This is a genomic window from Nocardia amamiensis, from assembly GCF_015477605.1.
GTDB lineage: Bacteria > Actinomycetota > Actinomycetes > Mycobacteriales > Mycobacteriaceae > Nocardia > Nocardia amamiensis_A.
In genome coordinates this window covers 165,686-178,913 of record NZ_JADLQX010000004.1, presented here as the reverse complement: position 1 = coordinate 178,913, position 13,228 = coordinate 165,686, and the positions used below count along the sequence as shown (strand labels likewise).

The window sequence follows — 13,228 nt, the reverse complement described above, 5'->3', positions numbered from 1 at the left end:
GCCGATTGCCCGCGTGCTTCCCCTGCTGGCACCGGCGCACCTGGACCGCGACTTCGACTACCTGGTGCCCCCCGAGCTGGACGAACTCGCCCAGCCCGGGGTGCGGGTGCGGGTCCGGTTCGCGGGCCGTCTCGTCGACGGTTATCTGCTCGCGCGCCTGGCCCACAGCGACCATGAAGGCAAGCTGGTCGGACTCGAACGCGTTGTCTCCGGCGAGCGCGTCCTGACGCCGGAAATCCTCGAACTGGCCACCGCGGTGGCCGCGCGCTATGCGGGCACCCGCGCCGACGTCCTGCGCTTGGCCATTCCGCCGCGCCATGCTCGAACCGAATCCGGCGGGACGAAGAAGTCAGCCGCCTCCGCTGCGGCACAAGTCGTTTCGATCGCCTCCAGTGATCTCACTGCTGCCCGCCCGGCCGGAGACGAGGCCGACGGCGAGATCACTGCGGAAACCGGCAGCGCGGCAACATCTTCGGCGGACCTGGGCGATGCGACCGGAGTGTCCGCAACGAAGTCCACCACGCCGTCTCCGGATGCAGAAGGTGTATCGGCTGCCTCGGCCGATGTCGAAAATGCCTCGCGCGAGCCGAACATCGGATCTGCCGGCGCAACCGAACCGCGCGAGCCTCGTTTCGCGAGTTCGGGTGCCGATGGACTGCCCCGCCCGGTCGAGTCGCCGGATGTCGACGGGTGTTCGACTGGGCACCCGGTCGCCGCCGGGAGCAGCGAGGACCAGGACGCGGTTGTCCGAGATCCATTGTCGAGGCCACGAGCACTACCGGGGAAAGACGTGGATCTCGCTCCCTGGGAGCGATATGTCCACGGCGCGGCGTTCGTCGCCGCGCTCGCGCAAGGAAAAGGGGCGCGTGCCGCCTGGCAGGCGCTGCCCGGCGAGAACTGGGCGCGGCGGTTGGCCGAACTCGCCGCTGTGGTGGCCGGGCAAGGCCGCAGCGCGATCCTCATGGTGCCGGATCAACGCGATCTCGACCGGGTGCTGACCGAATGTGTCCGCCTGGTGGGGGATGCGGCGGTCGGACTGGCGGCGGGTCTCGGCCCCGCGGCCAGATATCGGCGCTGGCTGGCAGTCCTGCGCGGTTCGGCGCGCGTGGTGGTGGGCACGCGCAGCGCGGTATTTGCACCGGCGAAGGATCTCGGCCTGATCGCACTCTGGGACGACGGCGACGACACCTTCGCCGAACCACGCGCACCGTATCCGCACGCACGCGAGGTGGCGATGCTGCGGGCGCACGAGACCGGGGCGGCGTTCGTGGCGGCCGGTTTCGCACGGACCGCGGAAATCCAGGCGGTGGTCGATTCCGGCTGGGCCCACGATCTGGTCGCCGACCGGGCCGTTCTGCGGAAGACCGCGCCGCGGATCAGCGCTCCTGGCGACAGCGACATCGCGCTGGAACGTGATCCGGTGGCGCGTGCGGTGCGGATTCCCGGTGTGGCGTTCGCAGCTGCCCGCGCCGCGCTGAAGGAGGGGGCGCCGGTGCTGGTTCAGGTGCCGCGTCGCGGTTACATTCCCGCCCTGGCCTGTGCGAAATGCCGTACACCCGCCCGGTGCAGGCATTGCAACGGGCCGCTTGCTCTGCCGGAAGCGCGCGGACGGCGCGGACCGTGGCCGGAGGCCGGCGCGGCCGCCCAGAGTCCGGCCTGCCGCTGGTGTGGGATCACCGAAGCCGCGTTCCGCTGCACCGCGTGCGGATCGCGCGCGTTGCGCGCCGTGGTGATCGGCGCGGCCCGCACGGCCGAAGAACTCGGCCGTGCGTTCCCCGGCGTGCCCATCCGCGGTTCCGGCGGCGGCGCGGTGCTCGACACTGTGGAGCCGGGACCGCAGGTCGTCGTGGCGACGGTGGGCGCCGAACCCGTGGTTCCCGGCGGGTACGGCGTCGCGCTGCTGCTCGACGGGTGGGCCTTGCTCAGCCGCGCCGATCTGCGGGCCGCCGAGGACACGCTGCGCCGCTGGATGGGCGCCGCCGCGCTGGTTCGCCCGCACGGCCAGGTCATCGTGATGGCCGAACCATCCATCCCCACCGTGCAGGCGCTGGTCCGCTGGGACCCGGTGAACGCCGCCCGCGCCGAGGTCGCCGCCCGCACCGAGGTCGGCTTCCCGCCGGCGGTCCGCCTCGCCGCGATCGACGGCACCGCCGGCACCATCGCCGAACTGCTCGCCGCGGCCGACCTCCCCGCTACTGTCGACCGGCTGGGCCCGGTGCCGCTCCCGGACGGTGCTCGCAAACCCTTCTCCTCCGGCGATTCCCCGGCCGAGGTCGAACGGATGCTGCTGCGCGTCGCGCGCGGCCAGGGCGCGGCGCTGGCGAGGGCGCTGCGGGCGGCACAGGCAGTCCGCAGCACACATCGCTCCGATGCCCCGCTGCGCGTCCAGATTGATCCGATCGACATCGGCTGACCGGTGACCTCCGCAGTCGACGCTCGGTCGCAGCGGGATCGCTGCACAGACATGGTGTCACCCACCGCTGAGACCAGTTCCGTACCCAGACGCGGTCATCGGGTCCAATAGGGGTTGAGAAGCGCTCCGCGGCGGTCGCTCAGGCGAATGCCACTCGATTGCGTGCGGCCCAATCGGCGTAATTCGTGGCGGGGCGCCCGAGTACGCGTGGAATGTCGGCGCTGATTCGCAGTTCGGCGGGTGTCGGCTCGCCGAGGATGGTCAGCGTGTGCTCGACCACCGGTTCCGGCATGAAACGGAGCATCGCCGAATGCGCTTGTGTCCTGGTGAGTTCGACGAATCGCAGCGGCTCCCCGAGTGCCTCGCCGAGCGCCTCGGCCTGAGCCCGCGGTGTGGCGAGCGCGGGCCCGGTCAAGGTGTAGACCTGACCGGCGTGCCGATCGTCGCGCAACGCGGCCGCCGCGACCGCGGCGATATCGGCCGGGTCGATCGACGGCAATCCGATATCGCCGAATGGCGCGGCGACCAGTCGTTCGGTGCGCACCGATTCCACCCACGCGTAAGTGTTGGAGAAGAATCCCGCCGGCCTCAGGAAGGTCCATTCCAGTCCGGAATCCCGGATCGCCTGCTCGTAGGCGATCAGCCGGGCGTACCCCTCGGCTTCGGGCCGGGTCGCCACACCTTGCGAGGACACGAAGACGATGCGCCGCACGCCGCCCGCCGCGATGACTTTCAGCACCTGCTCGGGCTCCGGTCCCGCGACCAGCTGCTCGCCGCTCAGCAAGAGAAACAGTGTTTCGGCCCCGGTCACGGCAGGGGAGAGGCTGTCCGGATCGCTCAGATCGGCGCGCACTGAACGGACCCGGTCGGGCAGCGGTTGCTCCGTGCCTCGGCGCGAGACAGCGGTCACCTCTTCCCCAGCGTCGGCGAGCAGGCGCACGAGCGGTGCGCCGACATTTCCGGTCGCTCCGGTGACAACGATCATTTCCACTCCTTGAGTTAGTTGGCTGACTTAAAGCAACCTAGCCGGTCGGCGAAGCCCTGTCTATAGTTAGTTGTGTGACTAACTCGGCTGAAGCGGTATCGAAGGCGGGCAAGCGGGAGCGGCTGGCTGCCGCCGCGGCTCAGGTGTTTCACGAACAGGGTGTCGAGAAGACCACGATCGCCGACATCGCCCGCTCCGCCGAGGTTCCGGTGGGCAACGTGTACTACTACTTCAAAACGAAGGACCAGCTGGTAGAGGCCGCGATCGCCGCGCAGAGGCACGGTCTCCGGGACTTGATCACCGTGTTGGAACAGCGCGACGCGCCGCAAGAACGGCTCAAGGCTTTGGTGCGAAGCTGGGTCGACCAGCGTGACGTGGCCGCGCAGTTCGGTTGCCCCACGGGGACTTTGGCGGCGGAACTGGGCAAGCGGGCCGACGGGCTCGACCGCGAGGTGGCAGCCGGGCTGCGTGAACTGATCGACTGGGTCGAGCGGCAATTCGCGGCCATGCATCGCGCGGACGCCGACGAGCTCGCGGTGGCGTTGATCGCGTCGTATCAGGGCATCTCGTTGCTGACCAATACATTTCACGAACCAGAGCTCATGCTTGCCGAGGGGCGTCGGCTGGAGCGCTGGATCGACTCGCTCGTGTCCTGAACCCTTCGAAGGTCTGTTCGCCGAACGGTCGGGGGCGTGCGTCCGTCGCTCACGCTCGCGGTCGGCTGCGTGCGGTCCTCAGGACGGCCGGTGTTCGGTTCGTCAACGCCTTCGGTGAATGCCGGGCATGGTGGCCGACCTCGGGCCGAGACGCTGGCAGCGATCCCAGCTTTCCGGCCACCCTTGCGATCGATGCATTGACGATATATCGTCGATAATATGAACAGAACACGAGAGCCTTGGGAGGCTGATATGGAACACGAACATCGTGAATTCGGACGGCGGGGCCGCAGGCCGCTGCCGGGCCAGGATGGTTTCGAGCACGGACGGCGATTCCGCCGTGGTGGCAGGCATGGATTCGGACCCGAGTTCGGGCCGGGTTTCGGACCCGGATTCGGCCCGCATTTCGGTCGCGGTCGCGGTCGCGGCGGGCGGGGCAGGCGCGGCGACGTGCGCGCTGCCGTATTGCTCCTGCTCACCGAGCGGCCGATGCACGGCTACGAACTCATCCAGCAAATCCGCGAGCGCAGCGACGACGTCTGGCGGCCCAGCCCGGGGTCGATCTACCCGGCGCTGGCGCAGTTGGAGGACGAAGGGCTGGTGCTCATCGAGAAGGTTGCCGGGCGCAAGACGGCGAAGCTGACCGAGACAGGTGTGGAGTACGTCACGACTCATCGGGACGAACTGGGCGATCCGTGGGCGGAGGTCAAGCAGGACGTCGGCGCACAGGCGATGGACCTGCGCGCACTCGTCGGACAGCTGATGGGTGCGGTCGCGCAGGTCGCCGCGGCCGGCACACCGCAGCAGGCCGCGCGTGCGGCGGAGTTGCTCACCGAGACCAGGAAGTCCCTTTACCGGATTCTCGCCGAGGACGAGACCCCCGAGAAGTAGGGGAGGCGAAACACCCCGATACAACGGGCATTTCGAGCCGATCGGAGCGATCATTGTGATATGCGACAGCCGATCGGTTTTCGAAACTGGGGTAATTCACACTTGCGGCGGGCCGTGCTGGTCTTCGCCCTCGCCGCAACCGCCGCGCTGGGTCCCGGCGTGGCGTCGGCCGAGCCGGCCGGATTCCGCCCAGCCGACGTGCCGATGCAGGCCGCGCCGCCGCAGCCCGACCACCTGGCCGCCGCGTGGTACCAGAAGAGCCATCCGAACGTCGCCCCCATGGGCACCAACGATTTCGGCTGCGTACCGAGCGCGGCGCATCCCCGGCCGGTGGTGCTCGCGCACGGGACCGACTCCTCGGCGTACTCCGACTGGTCCGCCATCGCGCCGCGCCTGGCCGGTGCCGGGTTCTGCGTGTTCGCGCTGAACTACGGGGGCAGTCCGGGCGCGGAGAGCTACGGTACCGAGGATCTGGTGCTGAGCGCCCACCAGGTCGGCGCGTTCGTCGATCGGGTGCTCACGGCGACCGGCGCAGGCAAGGTCGATCTGGTCGGATTCTCGCAGGGTGCCAATGTGACCCGCTACTACGTCAACAAGCTCGGCGGCGCGCCCAAGGTCGGGCAGTGGGTGGGGCTCGCCTCGCCGACCTATGGCGGCGTGATGTACGGGCTGGTCCCGATCGCGCAGTCGATTCCCGGCGCCCTGGACGCCTTCGCCCGGGTGACGTCGCTCGCTGCCGTGCAGCAGGCCGAGAACTCACCGATCATGCGCGAGCTCAACGCGGGCGGCGACACCGTGCCGGGCGTGCGGTACGTGACCGTCGGCAGCCGTGTGGACGAGATGATCCAGCCGTTCGACAACATCGCGCTGCGCGGGCCGGGCGCGCGGAACATCGCCCTGCAGGATCTCTGTCCGTCCGACCTCACGGGGCACTTCCACATGGTGTACGACTTGTTCGTGCAGGAGTTGCTGCTCACCCTGCTCGATCCGAGCAGTCCCGCCCCCGTGTGCAGGCCGGTTCCGCTCGGCACCGGCATCCCCGAGGTGATCATCGCCGGGAATTCCTGACGCCCGCGTGCCCGGCCGCCGATCCCGCAGGGTCGCGTGCTTCGGGCCCTGGGTCGCTCGGGTCATGGACGCCGTCCCCCCGATCGTGACGGCTGTCAGCTGGTCGAGATGGTGATCCGGGGGCCGGTCGAAGGCGGCTGTGTCCTCCGGTATCGAGGACGTCTTCCGCGCGGTGAGCGGCGATCGGCGCGGCGGCACTCGCGGCGACCGCGATGGTCCAGCCGAGCGGACCCAGCGGACGGCAACCGAAGAAATAGCTCGTCGGAGGGAACTGGACGAGGGCGAACAGCAGTGCGACCGACCCTATCCCGGCCGCCAGAACCAGCGGATCACCGTGTGCGGCGGCGATGGTCTGCGCGAGCTGGCCGCCGACCAGGGCGGCGAATCCGACGGTCCCGGCCTGCCGTTGCGGGCATACCAGGCGCGCCGCGAGCCATCCGCTCGAGGCGGACAAGGTGGTGGCGAGCGCGCGTGTGGTCACATCCCGGTTCAGTGCCGCGCCGACCGCCGTGTCCGGCCCCTCGGTCAACAGTGCCTCGGGAGTGACGCCGCGAGGTGGCCGGGCGGCGACGATCAGCGCGGGCAGCAGATCGGTGAGCAGATTGACCGCCAGCAGCTGTCGTGCGTTGAGTGCGGGACGCGCCGACAGCAGCGACGAGACCAGGGTGAAGACGATTTCGCCGAAATTGCCGCCCACCAGCAGTGACACGCTGTCGCGGACCGAGCGCCACAGGGCGCGGCTTTCGATCACCGCGTCGACGATGGTTTCGATGCGCTCGTCGGTGACGACGATGTCGGCGGCTTGTTTCGCGGCGGGCGTACTTCTCGGGCCCAACGCGATTCCGACATCCGCGAGCCGGATCGCGGGGGCGTCGTTGGCGCCGTCGCCGGTGACCGCGACCGTTTGGCCCGCCTTCCGCAGCGCCCGCACTATGGCCGCTTTGTGCGCCGGGGTGACCCGGGCGAAGACCGCCGTCTCCGCGACCAGCGCCGCCAGCTCCGTCTCGCCACAGGTCTCGACCTCGGCGCCGGTGATCACCCGGCCCGAGGTGCGCAGGCCGAGTTCGGCAGCGATCGCCGCGGCCGTTTGGGGGTGGTCGCCGGTGAGCATGACCGCGTCGACACCGGCGGCGCGCAGGTCGCGCACCGCCACCGCGGCGGTCGGCCGCACCGGATCGGCGAGGCACAGCAGCCCGATGAACTCCAGCCGATCGACGCGGTCGGTGTCGAGTTCGCTTCGCTGCGAGGCCGAGCGCTCGGCGACGACCAGGACTCGGAAGCCTTGTTCGGCGAGCGATTCCACGGTTTGGTGCAGCTCGGCGGCATCGGCCGCGGTGAACGGACAGGTGGCGCCATCACCTCGGCGGGCGACGCAGCGCGGCAGCACGATTTCCGGCGCGCCCTTGACACTGATCAGATGACGCCCGTCGGTGCGTCCCAGAACCGCGTGGAATCCCCGGCCGGGCTCGAACGGCAATTCCTGCACCATGCCCCAGCCGGGCTCGCCCTCGTCGCGGGTGATTCCGGCGGTGTCGGCTCCTTCGGCCACGGCCCGATCGGTGGGGTGTGGCAGCGGCCGTCCTTCCGGATCGAGCGGCGTGGCGCGTAACGCGGCGGCCAGTGCCGCGCGGCGGCCGTCGCCGAGCGCGTCGAGCGGTTCGTGACGACGACCGTCGCTGACCCGCCGCAGCTCGATATGTCCTGCGGTGAGTGTGCCGGTCTTGTCGAAACAGACGGTGGTCACCCGCCCCAATGCCTCCAACGTCCGCGGTGTGCGTACCAGCACGTTGCGCCGGGACAGGCGCCGGGCGGCGGCCAGCTGGGCGACCGTCGCGGCAAACGGCAGGCCCTCCGGCACGGCGGCCATGGCCAGCGCGACGGCGGATGCGACGCTGGCCCCCAGCCGCCCGCGCAGCACTCCCAGCCCGAGCACGGCCGCCGCGGCCCCCAGCGCGACCCGCATCGAGATCAGGGTCAGCGCACGCAACTGCGCCTCGACTCCGCCCGGGGCCTCCTCCGTGTCGGCCAGTGCGCCGCTGCGTCCCGCTTCGGTGGCGCGGCCGAGGGCGACCACGACCGCGGTGCCGGTTCCTGCGACGACGGTGGTGCCGGCGTACAGCATGCTGGCTCGCTCGGCCACCACGTCGGCCTCGACCGGAGCGGGGTCCTTCGGCACCGGCATGGATTCACCGGTCAGGCTGGACTCGTCGACTTCCAGGTGGTCTGCCTCGATCAGCCTGCAGTCGGCCGGCACGGCGTCACCGGCCAGCAGCAGGACGATGTCACCGGATACGAGTTCCGTCGCACGCGCGACGGTTTCATGATCGTGACGCAGCAGCCTGGCCCGCAATGCGCCGACGTCGGCGAGTCGGCGTACCGCCCGGTTCGCCGCGACACGCTGGATCCCGCCCATCACGGCGTTGCCCAGCATCACCAGGCTGACCAGGCCGGCGTCGAGTGCCGAGCCGCTGGCGGCGGAGGCGCCCGCGCCCGCGGCGAGTGGGGCGGTCAACGGGGTGTCCAGTTCGGCGATGGCCGCCCGCCACAGCCGCTCGGTCCGCTCGTCGGCATCGGAGTCGTCGGTGCGGCGGTGGGCGGCCTGTTCGGGGGACAGCCCGAGCCGGCCGGTCTGCAGGGCCGCCAGCGCCTCCGCCACGGGCATGGCGTGCCAGGGTGTGTCGTCGGCGGTCGGCGGCAACGGCATCCGCGCGAGACTTCCCGCGGCCCACACACCAGCGCCCAGGGCGATCAGCGCGGACACGCCGACCGGGAGGGCGCCGCGCTGGAAGGCGCCGCGCTGCGGCCCGAGCAGGCCGAGCAGCGCGCCGCACACAGATCCGAGCATGGCCAGCCGCACACTGCGTTCGCTGGCCAGCCGCGCCGCCACGCAGGCCCGCAACACGAGCCAGGCGTCGGACAGCCCTGGACCGCAGAGGATGTCGGCCGCCCAGGGCGGAGCGCGGTCGGGGGAGACGATCCCGACAGCGCAGTCGGCCGCGGCCAATCCCGGGCGGTTGTGGTCGGCGATCAGCAGCACGACATGTCCTTCGGCCTGCAACTCGTGCACCGAGTCGGCCAGGTGCGCACCGCCACCGATGCCACCGTCCGCGCCGACCCGTTCAGCCATACCGGAGGCTCTCGGCGTGACCACGACGCGGCCGACCGCGTGCGCGGCCGCGATAACGGCCTCGGTGAGCGGCGCCAGTTCGGCGGTGCCGTGCTCGATGAGCACGCTCGCGTCGATGACGACGGTGTCGATGCGGTCCAAGCGATCCAGCGCGTCCGGATCCCGGACCAGCACGCCGCGACTGGACAGGATCCGGCCCAGCACGGCGGCGTGGGCCTGCGCGCCCATCCGGGCCGCCCGTGGCGCGCCGAGCGCGACGGCCCTGGCGGCCTTGGTGACGCCTCCGATCGGCAGCAGCGTCGCGGCGATGGCAGCGGTGGCGACACCGGCCTGGCTCGCGTAGCGCTCGACCGGGCCGGGCGGCAGCGGGATCGGGCGCGTCTCGGGTGGCGGTTGCGCGGACGCGGCCGCCACACGGGCGTTCGTGGCGAGTTCGGGTTCCCGCGTTTCCCAGGTATGCCGACGCGCCAGCGCCGCGGGCAACTGCACGGCCCGCAGTCCGGCGTCGGCCACGGCCGACAGTGGCGTATGCGCGGCCGCGCCGATGACCGAACTCGTCAAGGCGATCGCGGTTTCCACGCGCAGCGCGCCGAATCGGATGTCGAGGCGGTTACGCAAGCCGGGTACCAGGTCGATGGCGGGAATCAGCGCGATGCTTTCCGGCTGCAGTGTCGGCAGCGGGAGCATCCGGCCGACCAGCCCGGCGGCCGCACCCAGCAGGTCACCGCCGAGGGTGAGCAATTCGTCGAAGACCGGCTCGAATCCACCCGGATGCATGGGCCGGTTGCGGGGCACGTGCGCCATTCCGTGCGTGCGTTCGACCTCGGCGATGATGTCGCGCAGCCGCGCCACATCGGTGTGCTCGGGGTCGAAATCGACGACCACGTCGCCGAGAATGCCGTTCACGGCCACCCAGCGCACACCGTCGGCGCCGCCCACGGCGTGCCGCAGGGCGGCCAGATAGTTCGGGGGAGCGTCGGTGCGGTGGACGCCTCGGGTCTCGATGTGCGCGCGACCCGGGCGTTCCCAGGTCTGCCGTCCAACGAGCTCATTGCTCGTCGCCCGTACCGTGTCCACGGCCAGCGTGGACACGAATCGCACGGCTTTCCCGATGCCGAACATGCCAGGAGTCCGCTGTTCGACGCGGCTCTATCGGCTGGCGGACGATTGCTGGCGGGCGTGCTCCGCCACCCAGACACCCACGCCGATCGCCCCTGCCACCGGCCACGACACCAGGCCGGTGGCGGCCGCCGCACCGAGCCCGCCGTAGTACAGCAGCGACTCCCGATCCGGCACCTGATGCAGCACCGCCGCAGTCGCCGACGAAACGCCGCTGGCCACCGTTCGCGGCCCGGGCAGCAGCGGGACTCGCGTCATCCGCACTCCGAGCGTCGGGATCGGGACGCGCAATCCATCGTGCTCGGCGGTCGCCGTTTCCGCCGATGGTTCTGTGCCGGATTCGGGCACCGCAGGTTCCGCTTCGGTACCGGATTCCCGGGCCTTCTTGGCCGTTGCCTTCTCGGACATGACCATCCCTTCCTTGGTCCTCGCTGAGTATGTGATCCAGCCAAGCCGGGTCGGCCCCGAGCCGCTACGTCCCTTGGCGGTGCGGTCGATGGACTTTGGTCACCTACCTCGGCATCGCCGCTGCGACGGTCGGGAACCAGGCAGTCGAAACTTTCGCTATAGTGACACTCTAGTCAAATGGAAGCATGATTTTGCGAGGAGAAGCAACCGCGATGAGGGTCCTCGTTCTGGGCGGATACGGAGCAGTCGGGCGGCACCTGGTGGCCGAACTGCGGCGAACCGGTGACATCGTCATGGTGGCCGGACGCGACCCGGCCCGTGCGGATGTCGGAATCGACCTCAGCGAACCAGGATTGCGGTCCTACCGGGAGGCGCTCGATGGGATCGACGTCGTCGTCAACACTTCTGGTTCCGAGGATCCGCACTTGGCCCAGCAGGCCGCCGAGCGCGGATCGGCGTTCGTGGACGTCACCGCGTCCACCGAATACGTCGCTCTGCTGGAGCGGACGGCGCCGCCCAGGCCGGTGATTCTCAGTGTCGGCCTGGCGCCCGGCCTGACGAATCTCCTGGCTTCCGCCGTGCATGCGCAGTCACCAGGACCTATCGACATCGCGGTGCTGCTCGGCGCGGGGGAGCGGCACGGCGCGGCCGCGACCGAGTGGTCGTATCGCCTGCTCGGCCGGAGATTCCGGGCCGGTGGCGAGTGCGTTCGCAACTACACCCGGCCGCGGGTCTTCGAGTTCCCCGGCCGCCGACGGCGCCGATTGTTCCGGGCCGACTTCTCCGACCAGCACGTCCTGACCCGTGACCTGGGTATTCGGGTGCGCACCTACTTCGCCCTCGATTCCCGCATCGCGACGATCGGACTGGGCCTGGCAACATGGATTCCCGGCACCGCACGGCTGCCGCACGGGCTTCATCTTCCGGGAAGCGACGAGTGGACGGTGCTGGCACGGACCCGATCCGGGTTCACGCGCTGGGCGCACGGTCGCAGCCAGTCCCGGGCCACCGCCCTGCTGGCGGCCGCCGCTGTTCGCGCCGCGACCGGCATGGGGCCAGGTGTGCACCACCTCCACAACGTGCTGACACTCGCCGACCTACCCACAGACACCGGCATAGCAATCGGAACGGTGAAACCGACGGTTCAGCGGTGAAAACGACCGTGCTGGCCGAAGGCAGCCGTGCGCATACAACAGCGACGCCTGGGCACACGATCTTCATGGGCCGCGCAGATTCCGCCCACGCGGAAACGGCCGCAGCCCGACCGCGCAGTAGGGGAGGCGGGGACCAGCTGCCGGTGCTGCGGCGGCTGTCCGACGTGGCCGAACTCATCGGGGCCCGCAACGATACGGTGTATCTGCGGTATTCCCACGGCCCGGATCGAGATCTCGAAGGTGGCCGCAGCCGCGACTACGAGGCCGACATCGATATGCCCGGCCTGTCGGTCAGTACTGTCGCGCCCGAGGACTGGTGGCCCCGCCCAGCCGAGGAATGGATTGCGCGCAGAATCCGCCAGTACGCCGACCTCGGCGCCGAAGAGGACCGCTATCCGTGGCTGCTGACCGGCCGGATCGCCGGGTTCGGGCCGGATCATGAGCCCCTGCTCACCGACATCGAACCTCTGGCCCGGCTCGATTCCGAGATCCTCACCGAAGCCTCCCGCCTGTACCACCGGCGATTCCGCGTCGGCCGCGACTCCACCGAGCGAAGCCGCTGAGCGGCGGCAGTAGCGCGCTACACCCTCGGCGTAGGGCCACCGCCGGCGCGGTCCTTGCGCCACAGACCGAACTCCCTGCCGCGATGGACTCCGCTGGAGTAGCCGAGGTTGTTCGGGCTAGCCGATGTCGACCGTCCCATTGAACACCATCGGCGTCGGGCCGGGCTGGCAGTCTCGGAACATGCTGGTCGGCATGGGGATGCCGTAGCCGATCATGTTCGGCGCACCGTTGCGACCCCTGGTGACCGTGACTTGGATCGCCATCGCGTCGGGCGGGAACAGCATGACCGGTTGGGCGGTGGTGATCGGGTAGACCAGGGACACGGTGTCGCCGTTGACCCTCAGGCAGGTGACGGGACCGGTCACCTTCAGCGGCAGCGGCGTGTTGCCGAACCGGCCGGTGGCGACATAGGTGCCGGTGGCGGGACCGTCTCCCTGTCCCTGAGCCTCGATGTGCAGGATGCTCATGCCCATCACCTCCATGTTGCCGTTGATCGACACGTTGGCCGGCGCTGCCGCTGCCTGCCCGGTCGCCACGGCCACTGCTGCCCCGGCCAAGGCCACGGATGCAGCGAATCGGGTAACCCGAGTAGTCATCAAGACACCTCCTACCGTCGGGGTTTCCCGCGGAATACCCGGTGCGGGAACGCCTACGCCGACGCCACTCTGCACCGTTTCCCGGCTCTTTTTCGTGCGGTAGGTCCGTCCGCCGCGGCGGCGTGGGCACATCGCGTCATGGCGCCGCAGAAGGGGCCGTTTCCGGGCGGCCGGGCGGAGGCAGCGACACCCCGCCCGGACCGCATAGGAGTTCTACCAGCTTCTGCCTGGTGAATCGGGGATTTGC

The 13,228-nt window shown here is 70.2% G+C and carries 10 protein-coding genes; 6 read left to right on the top strand and 4 right to left on the bottom strand.

The window, feature by feature from the left end; genetic code table 11:
• Positions 1-13 precede the first annotated feature (13 nt).
• On the top strand, positions 14-2,413 hold the full coding sequence (locus IU459_RS07365) for a primosomal protein N' (RefSeq protein WP_195128868.1): 2,400 nt from the start codon (positions 14-16) through the stop codon (positions 2,411-2,413).
• A gap of 139 nt (positions 2,414-2,552) precedes the next feature.
• Here IU459_RS07365 and IU459_RS07360 read toward each other — a convergent pair whose 3' ends face one another.
• Positions 2,553-3,398: an SDR family oxidoreductase gene (locus IU459_RS07360; protein ID WP_195128714.1), complete on the bottom strand. Its 846-nt coding sequence runs from the start codon at positions 3,396-3,398 to the stop codon at positions 2,553-2,555.
• A 74-nt stretch (positions 3,399-3,472) separates the two neighbouring features.
• Here IU459_RS07360 and IU459_RS07355 point away from each other — a divergent pair, with 74 nt between their 5' ends.
• The 3 genes from IU459_RS07355 (at position 3,473) to IU459_RS07345 (ending at position 6,013) form a co-directional block, all read left to right on the top strand.
• Complete coding sequence (locus IU459_RS07355) at positions 3,473-4,054, top strand: TetR/AcrR family transcriptional regulator (RefSeq protein ID WP_195128713.1); 582 nt, start codon at positions 3,473-3,475, stop codon at positions 4,052-4,054.
• Between the two features lie 252 nt (positions 4,055-4,306).
• Positions 4,307-4,945: a PadR family transcriptional regulator gene (locus IU459_RS07350; RefSeq protein ID WP_195128712.1), complete on the top strand. Its 639-nt coding sequence runs from the start codon at positions 4,307-4,309 to the stop codon at positions 4,943-4,945.
• 60 nt (positions 4,946-5,005) lie between these two features.
• Complete coding sequence (locus tag IU459_RS07345) at positions 5,006-6,013, top strand: alpha/beta fold hydrolase (RefSeq protein WP_195128711.1); 1,008 nt, start codon at positions 5,006-5,008, stop codon at positions 6,011-6,013.
• Here IU459_RS07345 and IU459_RS07340 read toward each other — a convergent pair.
• Together IU459_RS07340 and IU459_RS07335 are read right to left on the bottom strand one after the other, a co-directional pair.
• A complete protein-coding gene (locus IU459_RS07340) occupies positions 5,994-10,262 on the bottom strand; it encodes a cation-translocating P-type ATPase (RefSeq protein ID WP_195128710.1) in 4,269 nt (1,422 codons plus the stop codon). The two genes, IU459_RS07345 and IU459_RS07340, sit on opposite strands and share 20 nt — an antisense overlap.
• Before the next feature lie 27 nt (positions 10,263-10,289).
• Positions 10,290-10,667, bottom strand: a complete 378-nt coding sequence (locus IU459_RS07335) for a hypothetical protein (RefSeq protein ID WP_195128709.1) — start codon at positions 10,665-10,667, stop codon at positions 10,290-10,292.
• 212 nt (positions 10,668-10,879) lie between these two features.
• Between IU459_RS07335 and IU459_RS07330 the strand changes: the two genes are divergently transcribed.
• Together IU459_RS07330 and IU459_RS07325 are read left to right on the top strand one after the other, a co-directional pair.
• Positions 10,880-11,821, top strand: a complete 942-nt coding sequence (locus IU459_RS07330) for a saccharopine dehydrogenase (protein ID WP_195128708.1) — start codon at positions 10,880-10,882, stop codon at positions 11,819-11,821.
• Positions 11,818-12,384, top strand: a complete 567-nt coding sequence (locus IU459_RS07325; RefSeq protein ID WP_324198781.1) for a DUF6098 family protein — start codon at positions 11,818-11,820, stop codon at positions 12,382-12,384. Before IU459_RS07330 ends, IU459_RS07325 begins: the two co-directional genes overlap by 4 nt.
• 117 nt (positions 12,385-12,501) lie before the next feature.
• Here IU459_RS07325 and IU459_RS07320 read toward each other — a convergent pair whose 3' ends face one another.
• On the bottom strand, positions 12,502-12,981 hold the full coding sequence (locus IU459_RS07320; RefSeq protein WP_195128707.1) for a hypothetical protein: 480 nt from the start codon (positions 12,979-12,981) through the stop codon (positions 12,502-12,504).
• Positions 12,982-13,228: the final 247 nt, after the last annotated feature.

Bases quoted from the DNA above. Each gene is read 5' to 3' on its own strand.
- IU459_RS07335 (WP_195128709.1), bottom strand. From the start codon at position 10,667: ATGTCCGAGAAGGCAACGGCCAAGAAGGCCCGGGAATCCGGTACCGAA.
- IU459_RS07360 (WP_195128714.1), bottom strand. From the start codon at position 3,398: ATGATCGTTGTCACCGGAGCGACCGGAAATGTCGGCGCACCGCTCGTG.
- IU459_RS07350 (WP_195128712.1), top strand. From the start codon at position 4,307: ATGGAACACGAACATCGTGAATTCGGACGGCGGGGCCGCAGGCCGCTG.
- IU459_RS07330 (WP_195128708.1), top strand. From the start codon at position 10,880: ATGAGGGTCCTCGTTCTGGGCGGATACGGAGCAGTCGGGCGGCACCTG.
- IU459_RS07345 (WP_195128711.1), top strand. From the start codon at position 5,006: ATGCGACAGCCGATCGGTTTTCGAAACTGGGGTAATTCACACTTGCGG.
- IU459_RS07320 (WP_195128707.1), bottom strand. From the start codon at position 12,981: ATGACTACTCGGGTTACCCGATTCGCTGCATCCGTGGCCTTGGCCGGG.
- IU459_RS07340 (WP_195128710.1), bottom strand. From the start codon at position 10,262: ATGTTCGGCATCGGGAAAGCCGTGCGATTCGTGTCCACGCTGGCCGTG.